Raw genomic sequence first — 15,718 nt, 5'->3', positions numbered from 1 at the left:
TGCGATATTTTCAATTCATGGCAATTACGCATTTCTGCTATTTGTTTTTGACTGTACATTAGGCATTGATCTGCCTGCCAGGAAAAAGGGCTGGCAGAAATTCCCACCCTTATTATCCGGAACAGTCGGAGTTAAAATGTCAGACAAAACGATCCGTGACGTGACTTTTCAACTGCTGCGAGACCTGGGCCTGACGACGATGTTCGGCAATCCCGGCTCCACCGAGGAAACCTTTCTTAAGGATTTCCCCGAAGACTTCCGCTACATCCAGACCCTGCATGAGTCTTCTGCGGTTGGCGCCGCGGACGGCTTTGCACAGGCGACGCGCCGCCCCGCGATCGTGAACGTGCATACATCGGCCGGATTGAGTAATGCGATGAGCAATATCCTGACGGCATCGCAGAACAAGACGCCGCTGATCATCACGGCCGGCAACCAGACGCGCGATATGCTGCTGATGGAGCCCTGGCTGACCAACGTGGAACCGTCGCTGCTGCCCAAGCCCTGGGTCAAGTGGAGCTACGAACCGGTGCGCGCCGAAGACGTACCGGCCGCGTTCATGCGCGCCTATGCGATGGCCATGCAGCCTCCGGCTGGCCCAGTGTTCCTGTCCATTCCGCTGGATGATTGGGACAAGCCTGCTGCCGGTCCGGCTGTCGTCCGGTCAGTCACGACCCGCATCGCGCCTGATCCCGACCGTATCGCGGAATTTGCACAGGCCCTGTCGCGTGCCAGTAATCCCGCCCTGATCTACGGTTCTGCCATTGCGCGTGGCGATGGCTGGCAACAGGCGATTGCGTTGGCGGAAAAGCTGCAGGCCCATGTGTATGCCGCACCAGCCTCTGAACGTCCGCCGTTCCCGGAAACCCATCCGCTTTATAGCGGCGGCCTGCCGTTCGCCATCGGGCCTTTGTCCAGGAAACTCAAGGGCCATGACCTAGCCATCGTCATCGGCGCGCCGGTATTCCGCTATTACCCCTATGTGGAAGGCGACTACCTGCCGGAAGGCCTGCGCCTGCTGCATATTACCGACGACCCGTCCGAATCCGGCCGCGCGCCGGTGGGCGACAGCCTGCTGGGCGATGCCGTGCTGTCCCTGGAAGCCCTGGAAAAGCTGGTCGCGGGCCGTTCCGCGCCTGCAACGCCGGTCACGCGCCAGCCGCACGGCCTGGCGCCGCATCCGGCGGCCAGCGTCGAAACTGCCGGCCAGGGGGAAACCTTGTCGGCGCTGACGCTGTTCCAGGCCCTGCGCGCCGCTACCCCTGCGGAAACCGTCCTGGTGGAGGAGTCCCCGTCCAACCTGGGTGAACTGCATACGGCCTGGCCGGTGGACCGCCCGGATTCGTTCTATACCTTTGCCAGCGGCAGCCTGGGCTGGAACCTGCCGGCCAGTGTCGGCCTGGCGCTGGCGGAGCGCGACAGCGGACGCAATCGCCCCGTGCTGGCCATTATTGGCGACGGCTCGTTCCAGTACTCCATCCAGGGGCTCTGGACGGCGGTCCAGCACGAGCTGCCCATCCTGTTCGTCGTGCCGCGTAATGGCCAGTACGGCATCCTCAAGTCGTTTGCCGAACTCGAGCAAACCCCGGGCGTGCCCGGCCTGGACTTGCCTGGCCTGGATTTCGTCGCGCTGGCCAACGGCTATGGCGCCCATGGCGTGCGGGCCACTACCACAGATGAAATCCGCGCCGTGTGCACCGAGGCATTCAGCCGCAAGGGCCCGACGGTGCTGGAAGTGCCGGTGCTGCCAACCATTCCGCCCCTGCTCTGATCCTGCTCGCAGCCTGAGGGCACAGGCCGGCAGCATAGGCTGCCGGCCGCGCCTGGCGGCACGCATCCGGCCTGCCTTCCCTGACGGGGGCAGGCCGGGCTTGCGCGTGCCTTCTTCCTCCCTCCCGAACGGAGATCCACCGTCATGTTGGAAACCATCGTCACCGCCTTGCTGCCCATCGTCGTCACCCTGATGCTGGGTTACTTCGCTGGCTGGGAACGCAGCTTTTCGCAGGACCAGGCGACCGTGCTCAACCGCATGGTCATGCTGTATGCCTTGCCCCTCATGCTGTTCGCCGGCATTCTCAGTACGCCGCTGGCTGCCATCACGCAGAATGTGCCGCTGTTCGTCTGGACAGCCGTCGGCATGGTCGGCGGCCTGGTCATCGTGTTTGCGCTATCGCTGCTTGTGTTCCGGTCCACGGCGCAGCTTGCAGCGCTGCGCGCCATCGCCATCGCCGGCCCGGCCGTGCCTTTCATCGGCACGCCGGTGCTGGGCGTGCTCTATCCCAACAACGCCGATATCGCCATCGCCACCGGCAGCCTGTTGATGAATCTGGTACAGGTACCGCTTGCACTGATCTTCCTGGTCGGCAACAAACAGGAAGCCGGCGCAGCCAAGAAAAGCGCCCTGGCCATTGCTGGCGACAGCCTGCTCAACGCCATCAGGCAACCGGTGGTCTGGGCGCCCGTGCTGGCCTTCATCCTGCTGCTGGCCGGCCTGGAACTGCCGCGTTCGCTGAAGGGCTCGTTTACTCTGCTGGGCCAGGCCACGGGCGGCGTCGCGCTGTTTGCCGTCGGTATCGTGCTGTTCTCGCAGAAGGTCAGCCTTTCCTTGCCGGTCATCATCAACGTCATCGGCAAGAACCTGATCCTGCCCGGCATCATCCTGGCCATCATGCTGGCGGTAGGCGTGCCGCCAGTCGAACGCGGCCTGGTCGCCGTCACGCTGGCCATTCCCACCGCCTCCATCGCCGTGATCTTCGCCGTGGAATACAAGTGCGGCACCCAGGAAATGGCCTCGACGCTGTTCTGGAGCACCATCCTGTCAATTCTGACGATGGGGCTTTTCATCTGGCTGACGGCCTGACACACAAGGGCCTGCCGCTGAAGGAGGCAGGAGGCTTTCGTCAGAAAATAACCCGCGTCAGCTTTCTGATGCGGGTTATTTTTGCGTGAATCTTTTGGGGCGAAAGGAATGAAACAGTGGTTTGAAAGCTACGTAATTTCTATGTTTGGTGGTTTTAATTTTAAAAAGTACCGTCACAGGTAGGTGGCTGGGGATTCTGCTGGGTGTCAGGACATCAGTTTTTCTCAGCATGTGATGCCGGCGACGTAATGCCCGGATCCGACGGGTTTACGCTAGGCGTCGCTAGCACGGTGCTGGCTGCGAGCGTTGCCTTGTCGCGCAATACTCGGGCTTTACCGATTCGAGTATGGATCACTTGCGAACGAGGCATAGGTGGCGTGCCGCCTGCCAGTGCCGTAGTCTGGTTGGTAAAGTCTTCGTCAATCGCGATCCAGGACTCGCAGATCCGCATTTCGTCGTCGTGCTGTTTGGCCAGCTTGTAGGTCGGTACACCGTCGACATTGGCCTGCAGGCCCGCCTGCATGCGTAGCTTGCCTAGGGTAATGGTATCTTGCGGCTGGGTTGATGGTTTTTCATCGGATACCATCAAAAATGCCAGTGGCAATGATGGTATGGCAAGACTCTGTTGGAGACAAAAAAACCCGCAGAGCCAGCGCTGGTGCGGGTTTGTATGCTGCTGTGGACTGCTGGGAATGCTGATATGGTGCCGGCGAAAGGAATCGAACCCTCGACCTTCTCATTACAAGTGAGCTGCTCTACCAACTGAGCTACGCCGGCACGGTGCGGGCACCATTGTAGCAGCCCGGCATGGAAATGCAGCCGGGCTGGGGCCTTCTTATTTGACGACTGACAGGTGGGAACGGCGCTTGCCGCCAGCGGGCGAGGGTTCGTCCGCCGGCTTTTCTGCGGCCGGGGCGGCATCGGCTGGGGCCTTGCTGCCTTCGGCCGCGGCGTCGCCGCGGCCGGTTTCGTATTCCTGTACTTCGAAGCCCATGCCGGCACCGGTTTCACGCGCGTAGATGGCGGTGACTACCGCCACCGGCACCCAGATGTCTTCCGTGACGCCATTGAAGCGCGCCTGGAAGGAAATCCAATCATTGTCGATGCGCAGGTTATGGGTGGCCAGCGTGCCGACGTTGAGGGTGATCTGGCCGTCGCGGATGTAGGCACGCGGGACTTGCGTGTTTTCATCGACCTGGACGACGATATGCGGCGTATAGCCGTTATCCGTGCACCACTCGTGCAGAGCGCGCAACAGATAGGGCTTGGTGGAGGTTTCCTGCATGGCTGTCGTCATTAGCGGCGCATGACCTTTTCGGAGGGGGTCAGCGCTTCGATGTAGGCCGGCCGGGAGAAAATGCGTTCAGCATACTTCTGGATCGGAGCGGCGGTCTTGGGCAGTTCGATGCCGTAGTGGTCCAGGCGCCAGAGCAGCGGTGCGATGGCGACGTCGAGCATGGAGAATTCCTCGCCCAGCATGAACTTGTTCTTCACCAGGACCGGCGCCAGCTGGGCCAGGCGGTCGCGGATGTCGTTGCGGGCGCGCTCCTGGCGTGCGGCATCGAAGCGCCCGGTGCGGTCTTCCAGCACGGAGACGCAGCTGAACAGTTCCTTCTCGAAGTTGTAGAGGAACAGGCGGGTGCGGGCGCGCATCAGCGGGTCCGCGGGCATCAGTTGCGGGTGGGGGAAGCGTTCGTCGATGTACTCGTTGATGATGTTCGATTCGTACAGCACGAGGTCGCGCTCGACCAGGATGGGCACCTGGCCGTAAGGGTTCATGACAGCGATGTCCTCAGGCTTGTTGAAGAGGTCAATGTCCTTGATTTCGAAGTCCATGCCCTTTTCGAACAGCACGAAGCGGCAACGTTGCGAGAACGGGCAAGTGGTCCCGGAATAGAGCACCATCATAACGGAGAGTCCATCCTTATACTTTTGAACTGCGGAAACAGGCATGCGCTTGGTCTGTGCTGACTCAGGCGCGCATAGGCTGCAGTTTGCATCCCGGAGATATGGCTGAACAAGCCAGGCGGCAAAAAAAATGTGATTTTGCCAGACACACTCTTCGGGACGATTCTACAGACGCTATCATAGCGCCTGTCCCGTCCCGGGCGATACTGCGAGGAATTTTTATGAGTCAAAAGACTGGTATTTTGCAAGAGTTTCGCGAATTTGCCCTGAAGGGCAGCGTCGTGGACCTGGCGGTCGGTGTGATTATCGGCGGCGCATTCGGCAAGATCGTCGATTCCTTGGTGAAAGACGTGATCATGCCGCTGGTGAATTTCATCCTGGGCGGTTCGGTGGATTTCACCAACAAGTTCCTGCTGCTGTCCGCCCCTGACGGTTACACCGGGCCGATGACCTACGCCGACCTGACGGCGGCCGGTGCTGTGGTGCTGGCGTGGGGGAACTTCCTCACGATCCTGATCAACTTCATCCTGCTGGCCTTCGTGATTTTCTGGATGGTCAAGGCCATCAACCGCGTGCGCCGCACCGCCGAAGCCAAGGAAGAGGCAGTGGCGGAAGAACCCGCACCTACGCCGGATGATGTTGTGCTGCTGCGCGAGATCCGCGACCTGCTGAAGAAGTAAGTTCGCCTGACGTTGTCGCTTCTGGTGGCGACATCCCTGAAACAGCGCCGCGTCTGAACAGCCCCTCGAAAGTTGGATTACATCCAACTTTCGAGGGGCTGTTCATGTTGCGGGTCCTGTCTATGCGTGCCTAGGGAGGGCGAGCTGGATGTGGCGGTTCAGCACAGATAATGCTTTGACCACGTGCCTAAGCGCAAGCCCCGGACTTCAGGCCGGGGTCGAGCGAGGCAATATCCATACGGCGCCGCAGGCGCCCCTATATCGTGGTGGAGAAGCTTCGGCCTTTAGGCCGAAGTTCTTCACAGGGTTTAGGCCATTCGGAGAGCAAGGGCCAGAGCGAGGCTAATGTCCTGGTCAAGAGTGAAATCGCATTCAGGCCGGGTTGGGTAAATCAATGAATTCCACCTGAATACCGAATTTTCCGGCGATGGCCTGTCCCAGTGCCTGGACGCCATAGCGTTCCGTGGCATGATGGCCGGCGCTGATGAAGGTTGCGCCATTTTCGGCGGCGATGTGGGCGCTGGGTTCCGATATTTCACCGGTAATGAAGGTGCGCGCGCCGGCTTCCAGCGCTGCTTCGAAGAAACCTTGTGCGCCGCCTGTGCACCAAGCAATCCGGCCGGGCGCCTGCTTGCGGTCGCCGGCGATCACCGGCGGGCGTTGCAGCCGCTCGGCGATGCGGGCTTCCAGCGCCGCGATGGTGTCGATGCCGGGTGCCTGGCCCAGCCAGATCAGGTTGTCAGGCCCACAGGTCTGGGGCGCGCCATCGGTGTGACGGTCAGGCTCCAGGCCAAGGATGTGAGCCAGTTGCGCGTTATTGCCCAGTACCGGGTGCGCGTCCAGCGGCAGGTGGTAGGCCAGCAGATTGAGGTCATATTCGATCGCCAGCGCAATGCGGCGTTTTTTCATGCCCCTGATGCGCGCATCCTCATTGCGCCAGAACCAGCCATGGTGCACCAGCACGCCATCGGCTCCACGTTCCACGGCTGCGCGCAGCAGGGCTTCGGAGGCGGTCACGCCGCTGACCAGGCGACGAATGACCGGGCGGCCTTCTACTTGCAGCCCATTGGGGCAATAATCCTTGAATCGTGCGCTTTCCAGTGTCTGGTCCAGCCACTGCAGCAAATCCTGTGTTTGAATCTGATTCATCGTTTGTGATTCCTAAATGTCCATGCGTCGTCTTTGGCTGATTTTCTCGCAAACTGTCGTTTTCTGCCTGGCAGTCCTGTTCGTCCTGTCCATTCTCAAGCCGGAGTGGCTGCGGCCAGGCGGCGAATCGGCCGCGTCGCAGGAAGGGCGGGGGGCGCCGGTCTCCTTCGCCCATGCCGTTGAGCGTGCAGCGCCTGCGGTCGTGAATATCTACACCACCCAGCGCGTGAACGTGCCCTTGATTCCGCTGCCTGACGACCCCGTGTTGCGCGAGCTGTTCGGCATGATGCCCGGACTCAGCGAAGAACAGGAGCGCAACAGCCTGGGGTCCGGCGTGATGGCCAGCAAGGACGGCTATGTACTGACCAATCATCACGTCGTGCGCGCTGCGGATTCGATAGAGGTTGCCTTGCACGATGGCCGCCGCTTCAAGGCCCGGCTGATAGGCGCAGACCCGGAAACCGACTTGGCCGTGCTCAAGATAGATGGCAAGAACCTGCCGTATTTCGAGTCCATTCAGCGGCAGCCGCTGGAGGTTGGGGAGATTGTGCTGGCTATCGGCAACCCGTTCGGCTTTGGGCAAACGACCACGATGGGGATTGTTTCCGCCGTGGGGCGTACCGGCCTGGGCATCAATACCTATGAGAATTTCATCCAGACGGATGCGGCCATCAACCCGGGCAATTCTGGTGGCGCATTGGTCGATTCCAATGGGGTGCTGGTGGGTATCAACACTGCCATTTATTCCAAAACGGGCGGTTCGCTGGGGATAGGTTTCACGATTCCCATCAGCAGCGCCTTGTCCATCATGCAGGAGATCATTCAGCATGGCATCGTGCGGCGCGGCTGGATGGGTCTGGAAACGCAAGACATGACCGCAGACCTGGCGCGGGCCTTCGGCATGGACAAGCAGGAAGGCGTCATCGTCGCAGCGGTCTTGCGCGACGGGCCGGCTCATCGTGCCGGCATGCAGGTGGGCGACATACTACTGAGCCTGGACGACAAGCCGGTGGTGCGGACCACGGAGGTGCTCAACCGGATCGCGCAATTGCCGCCGGGCACCAAAGTTGTCTGGGAACTGCTGCGCAACGGCAAACGCATCCGGCTCTCGGTAGAAATCGGCACCCGGCCCGTGGCGCCCGATGCCGTGGCGCCGGTGGAGTGAACCGGGGCGGCCCCAGGTCGCAGCCGCTAGGGGTTGCGCTTGTGTGCCCCTTATCATTCCTCTTGACCCTGACAGCCGTGCCTGGCCGCCCGTTGGATGCATTCCGGACCAGGCTCTTCCCGGCAGGCGTCTGCAGCCAGCTGGTGCAGACGTTGCCAGATGTACTGCTGGCGGGCTTGCGGCAAGGGATGCAGCAAAGTCATGATGCGCAAGACGTCGCCATGCAGGATGGGGTGGCCTGGTGCGGCAGGGTGGCAGGCCGTGGCGATATCTCCGTCCAGCAGCCAGGGCACGCTGGTATCCAGTGCCGCGGCGATTCTCTTCAGGGTCGCCAGTTTCGGCGCATAGCCGTCGAGATACAGCATGCGATGAATGGACGACTGGGAGACGCCGCATAGGCGTGCCAACTGGCTTTGGCTGCGTATGCCGCGCCTGCGCATCATGCTGGTCAGGCGTTGTGGAAAGCTCATGCGGCGGATTCGGCATTATCTGAGAATAGGATCTATTTAAATTAGCATACTGTTGAGTAGATAGGGGTGCTGGATTTGTCCCTGTGCCGATAGGCGCCGGTTGCGCTATGGCGGGAATCACCTGGGCAGCGGGGCATGCCATGGACGCTTGCCCGCATGGCGCAGGCGCACCAGCGTGTGGATAAGTCCAGGGATAAGCCTGTGTACAAGCTTGTGTCTATGTTGTGAAAAGGCTTTGGGTAAGCTGTGGAAATCCATTGGATAACCTTGCTCCGGCTCCCGGCTGCGAGGCTGCCAGGTCGGGCAATCGGTGCACGCCTGGCCGGAGGGTCTATGCGCCAGCCTGGCCACGGCGGGCAGGCAACCGGCGCGCCGTGGCGGCCAGTAGCGCCAGGGCGGCCAGCAGGCTGCTGCCCAGTGCGCCGCCATCGTTGGTGATGGTGTTGTAGAGTATGTTATTGCGGATAAATAGGCAGCGAAGAGCCGGTGCCGTTGGCCATGGCGCCAGGGAGCGGCGTCAGGGCATCAGTTCGCCGTTGTCTTCCTTGGTGGGCTTGGTAATGAAGCGCCCGAGCAACAGGCCGACTTCATAGAGCAGGCACAGTGGCACGGCCAGCATGAACTGGCTGACGACATCCGGCGGGGTGACGACCGCGGCGATGATGAAGGCGCCGACAATGACGTAGCCTCGCGCCTGCTTGAGCTTGTCGAGCGTGGTCAGGCCTGTGCGCAACAGCAGCACGACTGCGACCGGTACTTCGAAAGTAATGCCGAATGCCAGGAACATGGTCATGACGAAGCCGACATAGGCTTCGATATCAGGCGCAGGCGTGATGGACTGCGGAGCGAACGAGGCGATGAACTGGAATACCGTCTTGAAGACGACGAAATAGCAGAACGCCATGCCGGACAGGAAGAGCAGCGTGCTGGAGATGATCAGCGGCAGGGCCAGGCGTTTTTCATGGCGATACAGCCCGGGCGCGACAAAGGCCCAGGCCTGGTAGAGCACCACGGGCAGTGCGATGACCAGGGCCAGCAGCATGGTGACCTTGACCGGCACCATGAAGGGCGTGATGACGCCGGTGGCGATCATGCGCGTGCCCTGGGGCAGTGCGTCGAGCATGGGTTGCGCCAGGATGTCATAGATCGCGGACGCACCCGGCCAGATGAACAGGACCAGGAAGCAGGCCAGGACGGCAGCCCCTGCCTTCATCAGGCGTGAACGCAGTTCGACCAAATGCGATATGAAGCTATCTTGCTGCAATTGTTCTTCTGTCACGACGCGTTACCGGGGGGAGATGAGGGGGGCGTGGCAGAGGAAGAAGCCGGTTTGGCTTCGGACGACGGTGCGGCGGCATCCTGAGACGCTTGCGCTGCGTTTACCGGGGCCGCGGCGGGCGTCGCAGCAGGCAGGGAGGCAACCGCAGCGGCTGCAACGGCAGGGGAGGATGGTGCCACCGCTGGTGCTGGTGTGGCGGCTACCGTGTCCGCAATGACTGGCGCGGCAGCCGCAGGCGGCGCAACATCGGTTGCAGGTGCAGGTGCAGGTGCCTGGGCCTCCGCCTGGACGGGGGGGGACGTCGGAGCCTGGGCCGGCGTCGCTGCCGGGACAGCAGCCGGCACCGCGATGGAGGCGACCGGGTTGCCGGAAGCCGGGGCGGCTGCCTCAGCGCCAGGCGTGCCATTTTCCGCCGTGGCGGCCGGCGCGGCCGGACCTTGCAGTGCGGTGTCGGGCGAGGATGGGGAATCCTGCTTCGGCATGGCCGTGGCGTTGCTGGCCAGTTTCGACACTTCATCCTGGAACTGGTCCAGCGGCTGGCGGATGCTGCTTTCCGCCTCGCGCAGCGAGGTTTTCAGGCTGCTGGCGGCTTCATCCATATGAGCTTTGAATTTCTTCAGCTCATCGAGCTCCATTTCGCGCTGGATGTCCGATTTGACGTCGCTGACATAGCGCTGGGCGCGGCCGAGCAGATGGCCGACGGTACGGGCCACCCGGGGCAACCGTTCCGGGCCGATCACGACCAGCGCCACGGCACCGATGACCAGCAGTTCTGTGAAACTGATATCGAACATTGAACGTCAGGCGATAGAGGTTGTCAGGCGTTGCCAGGAATAGCGAGCAAACCGCGTTTATTTGTCGCCAGTCTTTTCGCGTGCCTGGACGTCGATGGTTTCACCCTGGCTGACACGCGGGGTCGGGGCGTCGATCTTCTCGTCGCTTTCCGAGGAGGCTTCCTTCATGCCGTCCTTGAAGCCCTTGACGGCGCCACCAAGATCCTGGCCGATGTTACGCAGCTTCTTGGTGCCGAACACCAAAGCGACGATCAGCAGGACGATCAACCAATGCCAGATACTGAAGCTACCCATGTGGATTCTCCGTGCGGGTCAGATGGATGGGCACGCTAGGCGTCGCCCATGTATTGCGAGTTCGAAGGCCACCATTCTACCCAACTGGATGACAGCATTATGACTCAAGGGGCCGGCTGGCCTTTTCTTCCAGGCCGGAGAGGCCTTCGCGGCGCGCCAGCTCCGCAAGTACGTCTTCCGGACGCTTGCCATAATATGTTAGCGCTACCAGGCTGTGATACCAAAGGTCTGCGGTTTCGTAGACCAGTTTTTCGGCGTCATTGTCCTTGGCGGCCATGACGACTTCCGTGGCTTCTTCGCCGATTTTCTTCAGGAAAGCATCCGGGCCCTTGTGGAGCAGCTTGGCAGTGTAGGAGCTGGCCGGGTCGCCACCGTGGGCGGGCAAGCGGCTTTCCAGGGTGTCTGCCAGGCGGCGCAGGATTTCGGATGCGTTGTTCATGAGTGGTAGATGTCGTCGGGGTTTTTCAGTACGGGGTCGGTCGTGACCCAGCGTGCCTGATCGTCCTGGCCTTCCAGGCGTTGGTAGAAGCAGCTTTCCCTGCCGGTGTGGCAGGCGATGCCACCATGCTGTTCCACCTGCAGCAGGATGACGTCGTTGTCGCAATCCAGCCGGATTTCCCGCACATGCTGGGTATGGCCGGAAGATTCTCCCTTGCGCCACAGCTTGTTGCGCGAACGAGACCAGTATACGGCGACCCCGGTCGCGACGGTTTCGCTCAGGGACGCCTGGTTCATCCAGGCGAACATCAGGATACGGCCAGTGGCGGCATCCTGGGCGATGGCAGGGATCAGGCCTTGCTCGTCGAAGGCCACCTGGGCCAGCCAGGCGGGTAATTGCGTGCTCATGGGCGTGCCTCCAGGCGGACAGGGATGCCGCGTTCGGCCAGGTAGGCCTTGGCTTCGCCGACGGTATGCTGGCCATAGTGGAAAATGCTGGCGGCAAGCACGGCGCTGGCGCCGCCTTCGGTGAGGCCATCGGCCAGATCCTGCAGGCCACCCACGCCGCCGGAGGCGATGACGGGGACCGGCACAGCATCGGAGACGGCGCGGGTCAGGGCCAGGTCGAAGCCGGAACGGGTGCCGTCGCGGTCCATGCTGGTCAGCAGGATTTCACCGGCGCCGTAGCTTGCCATCCGGCGCGCCCATTCGACGACATCCAGGCCGGTGGCCTTGCGGCCGCCATGGCTGTAAACCTCCCAGCGCGGCGTGCCATCCGCCGCATCCGGTGCGCGCCGGGCATCTATGGCCACGACGATGCATTGCGAGCCGTGGTAATCGGCGGCATCGCGTACCAGTTCGGGGTTGGTGATGGCGGCGCTGTTGATCGACACCTTGTCGGCGCCGGCATTGAGCAGGCGCTGGATATCGGCAACCACGCGCACGCCGCCGCCAACCGTCAGCGGGATAAAGACCTGCGATGCGACCTGCTCGATGATGGGCAGGATCAGGTCGCGGCCGTCGCTGGTGGCGGTGATGTCGAGGAAGGTCAGTTCGTCAGCGCCCTGGGCGTCATAGCGGCGGGCGATTTCGACGGGGTCGCCGGCATCGACCAGGTTGACGAAGTTGACCCCCTTGACCACGCGCCCGGCGGTGACATCCAGGCAGGGGATGATGCGGCGCGTCAGGCCGCTGGCGGCGCTGGAGGAGGTGTCCGCGCTCATGGCTGAAGTTCGTCGGCCAGGTCCTGGGCGGCGGCGAAGTCCAGGGTGCCTTCATAGATGCTGCGGCCCAGGATCACGCCGGAGACGCCTTCCTGCTCGACGGCGCACAGCGCTTCGATGTCGGTCAGGTCGGTGACGCCGCCGGAGGCGATGACGGGGATGCGCACGCTGTTGGCCAGGCGTACCGTGGCTTCGATGTTCACGCCGGAGAGCATGCCATCGCGGCCGATATCGGTGTAGATGATGGCTTCGCAGCCATAATCCTCGAACTTGCGTGCAAGATCGACGACGTTCTGGCCGGTAAGCTTGCTCCAGCCGTCGGTGGCGACCTTGCCATCCTTGGCGTCCAGGCCGACGATCACGCTGCCCGGGAAGGCGCTGCAGGCATCCTGCAGGAAGCCGGGGTTCTTGACGGCGGCCGTACCGATGATGACGTAGCGGATACCGAAGTCCAGGTAGCGCTCGATGGTGTCCAGGTCGCGGATGCCGCCACCGATTTGCACCGGAATCTCGTCGCCGACGGCCTTGACGATGGCGCGGATGGAGGCTTCGTTGCGCGGTTTGCCCGCGACTGCCCCGTTCAGGTCGACCAGATGCAGGCGGCGTGCGCCCTGATCCAGCCAGTGCTGTGCCTGGGCGGCGGGTTCCGTGGAGAAGACGGTGGCGTCATCGAGATCGCCTTGGCGCAAGCGGACGCATTGGCCGTCTTTGAGGTCGATGGCGGGGATCAGCAGCATGATGTCAGAAGTAATGTAGGGAAGTGGGCCGGGCGCGAGCGCTGCGCCCGTCTTGGTTCAAGGTTTCCAGTCTACAAAATTGCGGTAAAGACGCAAGCCCGGTGCCGCGCTTTTTTCTGGATGGAACTGCACTGCGAACAGATTCTCACGGGCGACGGCGCAGGTAAAGCGCAGGCCGTATTCGCTGCTGCCCGCGATCAGCGCGGCGTCAGCGGGTACTGCGTAATAACTATGGACGAAATAGAACGCGGTCTGGTCGGCAATGCCGGCCCAGAGCGGGTGCGGGCGCTCCTGGCGCACCGGGTTCCAGCCCATGTGCGGGACTTTCAGGGCATCGTGCGCCTGGGGTACGCGGGGCTGGCCGTCCAGCGGCGCGGCAAAGCCGGCGCCCTGGAAGCGGCGCACCTTGCCGGGCAGCAGGCCCAGGCCGGGCGTGTTGCCTTCTTCGCTGTGCTCGAACAGCATTTGCTCGCCCACGCAGACACCCAGCAGCGGCTTGTTGCGTGCCGCGCGCAGGACGGCATCCAGCAGGCCGGATTGTTCCAGTGTGCGCATACAGTCGGGCATGGCACCCTGGCCGGGAAAGACGATGCGGTCGGCGGCGTCGATGGCAGCGGCCTGGTTGCATATCTGGATATTCGCGTCCGGCGCGGCATGGCGCAAGGCACGGGCGACGGAATGGAAATTGCCCATGCCGTAATCAACGATGGCGATCGTATTCACGAGTCAGTTGGCCGGTTGAGAGTGGAATGTACTGACGCCGCCAAGCGCGGCGCCATATTTTTTACAGGACGCCCTTGGTCGAGGGAATCACGCCTGCGCTGCGTTCATCGGCTTCCAGGGCCATGCGCAGCGCGCGGCCACAGGCCTTGAAAACGGTTTCGCACTGGTGGTGGGCGTTTTCGCCGCGCAGATTGTCTATGTGCAGGGTAATGCCGGCATGGTTGACCAGGCCCTGGAAGAACTCGCGCGCAAGGTCGACGTCGAAATTGCCGATGCGGGCGCGGGTATAGGGCACATGGTAGAACAGCCCAGGGCGCCCGGAGAAGTCGACCACGACGCGCGACAGGGCTTCGTCCAGCGGGACATAGGCATGGCCGTAGCGGCGTATGCCTTTCTTGTCGCCGACGGCTTGTGCGAAGGCCTGGCCCAGCGTGATGCCGACGTCTTCCACGGTGTGGTGGTCGTCGATATGCAGGTCGCCGTCGGCCTTGATGTCAAGGTCGATCAGGCCATGGCGGACGATCTGGTCCAGCATGTGGTCGAAGAAAGGAACCCCGGTATCGAGATTGCCCTTGCCGGTGCCATCGAGGTTGACGGCCACGCGGATGCGGGTTTCGTTGGTGTTGCGGGTAATTTCGGCGGTACGCATGGCACTCGTGCTGGACAAAAGCAGGAAATCAGGAAGAACTGGAGCCGGGCTCCAGGCGGTAGCGGGCGCTGCCTGCATGGGCGGGCAGGCCTTCGCCGTCGGCCAGGCTGGCAGCCAGCGGCCCCAGGGTCTGGGCACCGGCATGGGAAACCTGGATGATGCTGGAGCGCTTCTGGAAGTCGTAGACACCCAGCGGCGACGAGAACCGGGCCGTGCGCGAGGTGGGCAGTACGTGGTTCGGGCCGGCGCAGTAGTCGCCCAGCGATTCGGAGCTGTAGCGGCCCAGGAACATGGCGCCGGCATGGCGGATGCGGTCAGCCCAGAATTCGGGATTTTCGGTAGAAATTTCCAGGTGCTCGGCGGCGATGTCATTGGCGATCGCACAGGCCTGTTCCAGGTCCTGCACGAGGATCAGCGCACCACGGCCGGAAAGACTCTTGCGGATGATCTCGGCGCGCGGCATGGTGGGCAGCAGGCGCTCGATGGCGGCGGCGACTTCATCCAGGTAGGCGGCGCTGGGGCACAGCAGGATGGCTTGCGCCAGTTCGTCATGCTCGGCTTGCGAGAACAGGTCCATGGCGATCCAGTCCGCAGGCGTGGTGCCGTCGCAGATGATCAGGATCTCGCTGGGGCCGGCGATCATGTCGATGCCCACGGTGCCGAAGACCCGGCGCTTGGCGGCGGCGACATAGGCGTTGCCTGGCCCGGTGATCTTGTCCACGGGTGCGATGGCGGCGGTACCGTAGGCCAGCGCGGCGACAGCTTGGGCGCCGCCGATGGCCCAGACGCGGTCGACATCGGCGATGGCTGCCGCAGCCAGGACCAGCGGGTTGCGCTGGCCGTCCGGCGTGGGCGTGACGATGACGAGGTCCGGCACGCCGGCAACCTTGGCCGGAATGGCGTTCATCAGAACCGATGACGGGTAGGCGGCCTTGCCGCCCGGTACGTACAGGCCGACGCGGTCCAGCGGCGTGATCTTCTGGCCCAGGCGGGTGCCATCGGTCTCGGTGTAGGACCAGCTCTCGCCGTGCTGCTTCTCGTGGTAGACCCGGATGCGCTCGGCGGCGGCTTCCAGCGCAGCGCGCTGGTCGGGCGGCAGGCTGTCGCGTGCGGCGATCAGGTCGGCACGCGGGATTTCCAGTTCGGCAACGCTGTCTGCGGCGACGCGATCGAAACGGCGGGTATATTCCAGCAGGGCGGCATCACCGCGCAGGCGCACGTCTTCCAGGATGTCCCGGGTCGTGTTTTCGATGGCAGCATCCTGGGAGGCTTCGAAAGCAAGCAGCGTGCGCAGGCGGCTCCGGAAGTCCGGAGAGCGGTAGTCTAGGCGATTGATCACGGTATCGGAC

At 62.7% G+C, this 15,718-nt stretch carries 18 protein-coding genes, 1 tRNA gene and 1 pseudogene; 4 read left to right on the top strand and 16 right to left on the bottom strand.

The window, feature by feature from the left end:
• The first annotated feature begins 136 nt into the window (after nt 1-136).
• On the top strand, nt 137-1,771 hold the full coding sequence (gene mdlC, locus ACEW7X_RS16485) for a benzoylformate decarboxylase (RefSeq protein WP_127775420.1): 1,635 nt from the start codon (nt 137-139) through the stop codon (nt 1,769-1,771).
• Nucleotides 1,772-1,915: 144 nt separating this feature from the next.
• Entirely contained in the window at nt 1,916-2,860 is a 945-nt protein-coding gene (locus tag ACEW7X_RS16480) for an AEC family transporter (RefSeq protein ID WP_127775419.1), read from the top strand.
• Between the two features lie 214 nt (nt 2,861-3,074).
• On the opposite strand, the gene ACEW7X_RS16475 is transcribed toward ACEW7X_RS16480, so the two are convergent.
• The 4 genes from ACEW7X_RS16475 to ACEW7X_RS16460 form a co-directional block, all read right to left on the bottom strand.
• Nucleotides 3,075-3,446, bottom strand: coding sequence for a hypothetical protein (locus ACEW7X_RS16475; protein WP_068373200.1), 372 nt, complete (start codon nt 3,444-3,446; stop codon nt 3,075-3,077).
• 115 nt (nt 3,447-3,561) lie between these two features.
• Nucleotides 3,562-3,637: transfer RNA gene (locus ACEW7X_RS16470), tRNA-Thr, on the bottom strand.
• 58 nt (nt 3,638-3,695) lie between these two features.
• The gene (locus ACEW7X_RS16465) at nt 3,696-4,145 is read right to left on the bottom strand and encodes a ClpXP protease specificity-enhancing factor (RefSeq protein ID WP_127775716.1); all 450 of its coding nucleotides are present in this window, start codon (nt 4,143-4,145) and stop codon (nt 3,696-3,698) included.
• An 11-nt stretch (nt 4,146-4,156) separates the two neighbouring features.
• Nucleotides 4,157-4,768 (bottom strand): glutathione S-transferase N-terminal domain-containing protein, encoded by a 612-nt coding sequence (locus ACEW7X_RS16460; protein WP_068373197.1) that lies wholly within the window; start codon nt 4,766-4,768, stop codon nt 4,157-4,159.
• 221 nt (nt 4,769-4,989) lie between these two features.
• Here ACEW7X_RS16460 and mscL point away from each other — a divergent pair, with 221 nt between their 5' ends.
• Complete coding sequence (mscL, locus tag ACEW7X_RS16455; protein ID WP_068373194.1) at nt 4,990-5,448, top strand: large conductance mechanosensitive channel protein MscL; 459 nt, start codon at nt 4,990-4,992, stop codon at nt 5,446-5,448.
• Nucleotides 5,449-5,820: 372 nt separating this feature from the next.
• Here mscL and ACEW7X_RS16450 read toward each other — a convergent pair whose 3' ends face one another.
• Entirely contained in the window at nt 5,821-6,597 is a 777-nt protein-coding gene (locus ACEW7X_RS16450) for a Nif3-like dinuclear metal center hexameric protein (protein WP_130486396.1), read from the bottom strand.
• 22 nt (nt 6,598-6,619) lie between these two features.
• On the opposite strand from ACEW7X_RS16450, the gene ACEW7X_RS16445 reads away from it, so the two are divergent.
• On the top strand, nt 6,620-7,762 hold the full coding sequence (locus ACEW7X_RS16445) for a trypsin-like peptidase domain-containing protein (RefSeq protein WP_068373416.1): 1,143 nt from the start codon (nt 6,620-6,622) through the stop codon (nt 7,760-7,762).
• A gap of 53 nt (nt 7,763-7,815) precedes the next feature.
• Here ACEW7X_RS16445 and ACEW7X_RS16440 read toward each other — a convergent pair whose 3' ends face one another.
• From ACEW7X_RS16440 to hisD, 11 genes and pseudogenes are all read right to left on the bottom strand, one after another.
• Nucleotides 7,816-8,232 (bottom strand): helix-turn-helix domain-containing protein, encoded by a 417-nt coding sequence (locus tag ACEW7X_RS16440; protein WP_130486397.1) that lies wholly within the window; start codon nt 8,230-8,232, stop codon nt 7,816-7,818.
• A gap of 517 nt (nt 8,233-8,749) precedes the next feature.
• Nucleotides 8,750-9,445 (bottom strand): twin-arginine translocase subunit TatC, encoded by a 696-nt coding sequence (gene tatC / locus ACEW7X_RS16435; protein ID WP_238591425.1) that lies wholly within the window; start codon nt 9,443-9,445, stop codon nt 8,750-8,752.
• A 613-nt stretch (nt 9,446-10,058) separates the two neighbouring features.
• Nucleotides 10,059-10,305, bottom strand: a pseudogene (gene tatB / locus ACEW7X_RS16430) (Sec-independent protein translocase protein TatB); the annotation flags it as partial.
• Nucleotides 10,306-10,362: 57 nt separating this feature from the next.
• The gene (gene tatA, locus ACEW7X_RS16425) at nt 10,363-10,599 is read right to left on the bottom strand and encodes a Sec-independent protein translocase subunit TatA (protein ID WP_068373179.1); all 237 of its coding nucleotides are present in this window, start codon (nt 10,597-10,599) and stop codon (nt 10,363-10,365) included.
• A gap of 97 nt (nt 10,600-10,696) precedes the next feature.
• Entirely contained in the window at nt 10,697-11,038 is a 342-nt protein-coding gene (locus tag ACEW7X_RS16420) for a phosphoribosyl-ATP diphosphatase (protein WP_068373176.1), read from the bottom strand.
• A complete protein-coding gene (gene hisI / locus ACEW7X_RS16415; protein WP_068373173.1) occupies nt 11,035-11,445 on the bottom strand; it encodes a phosphoribosyl-AMP cyclohydrolase in 411 nt (136 codons plus the stop codon). Before hisI ends, ACEW7X_RS16420 begins: the two co-directional genes overlap by 4 nt.
• A complete protein-coding gene (gene hisF, locus ACEW7X_RS16410; protein WP_068373170.1) occupies nt 11,442-12,260 on the bottom strand; it encodes an imidazole glycerol phosphate synthase subunit HisF in 819 nt (272 codons plus the stop codon). Before hisF ends, hisI begins: the two co-directional genes overlap by 4 nt.
• Nucleotides 12,257-12,997: a 1-(5-phosphoribosyl)-5-[(5-phosphoribosylamino)methylideneamino]imidazole-4-carboxamide isomerase gene (gene hisA, locus ACEW7X_RS16405; RefSeq protein ID WP_068373167.1), complete on the bottom strand. Its 741-nt coding sequence runs from the start codon at nt 12,995-12,997 to the stop codon at nt 12,257-12,259. The genes hisF and hisA overlap by 4 nt, the downstream gene beginning before the upstream one ends.
• 57 nt (nt 12,998-13,054) lie before the next feature.
• Nucleotides 13,055-13,720 (bottom strand): imidazole glycerol phosphate synthase subunit HisH, encoded by a 666-nt coding sequence (hisH, locus tag ACEW7X_RS16400; protein WP_420177442.1) that lies wholly within the window; start codon nt 13,718-13,720, stop codon nt 13,055-13,057.
• Between the two features lie 61 nt (nt 13,721-13,781).
• Nucleotides 13,782-14,369 (bottom strand): imidazoleglycerol-phosphate dehydratase HisB, encoded by a 588-nt coding sequence (hisB, locus tag ACEW7X_RS16395; protein WP_068373162.1) that lies wholly within the window; start codon nt 14,367-14,369, stop codon nt 13,782-13,784.
• 28 nt (nt 14,370-14,397) lie between these two features.
• On the bottom strand, nt 14,398-15,708 hold the full coding sequence (hisD, locus tag ACEW7X_RS16390; RefSeq protein ID WP_420177441.1) for a histidinol dehydrogenase: 1,311 nt from the start codon (nt 15,706-15,708) through the stop codon (nt 14,398-14,400).
• Nucleotides 15,709-15,718: the final 10 nt, after the last annotated feature.

Origin of the sequence: Kerstersia gyiorum (assembly GCF_048595715.1) — a bacterium.
Taxonomy (GTDB): domain Bacteria; phylum Pseudomonadota; class Gammaproteobacteria; order Burkholderiales; family Burkholderiaceae_B; genus Kerstersia; species Kerstersia gyiorum.
This window is presented reverse-complemented; position numbering and strand designations above follow the sequence as displayed.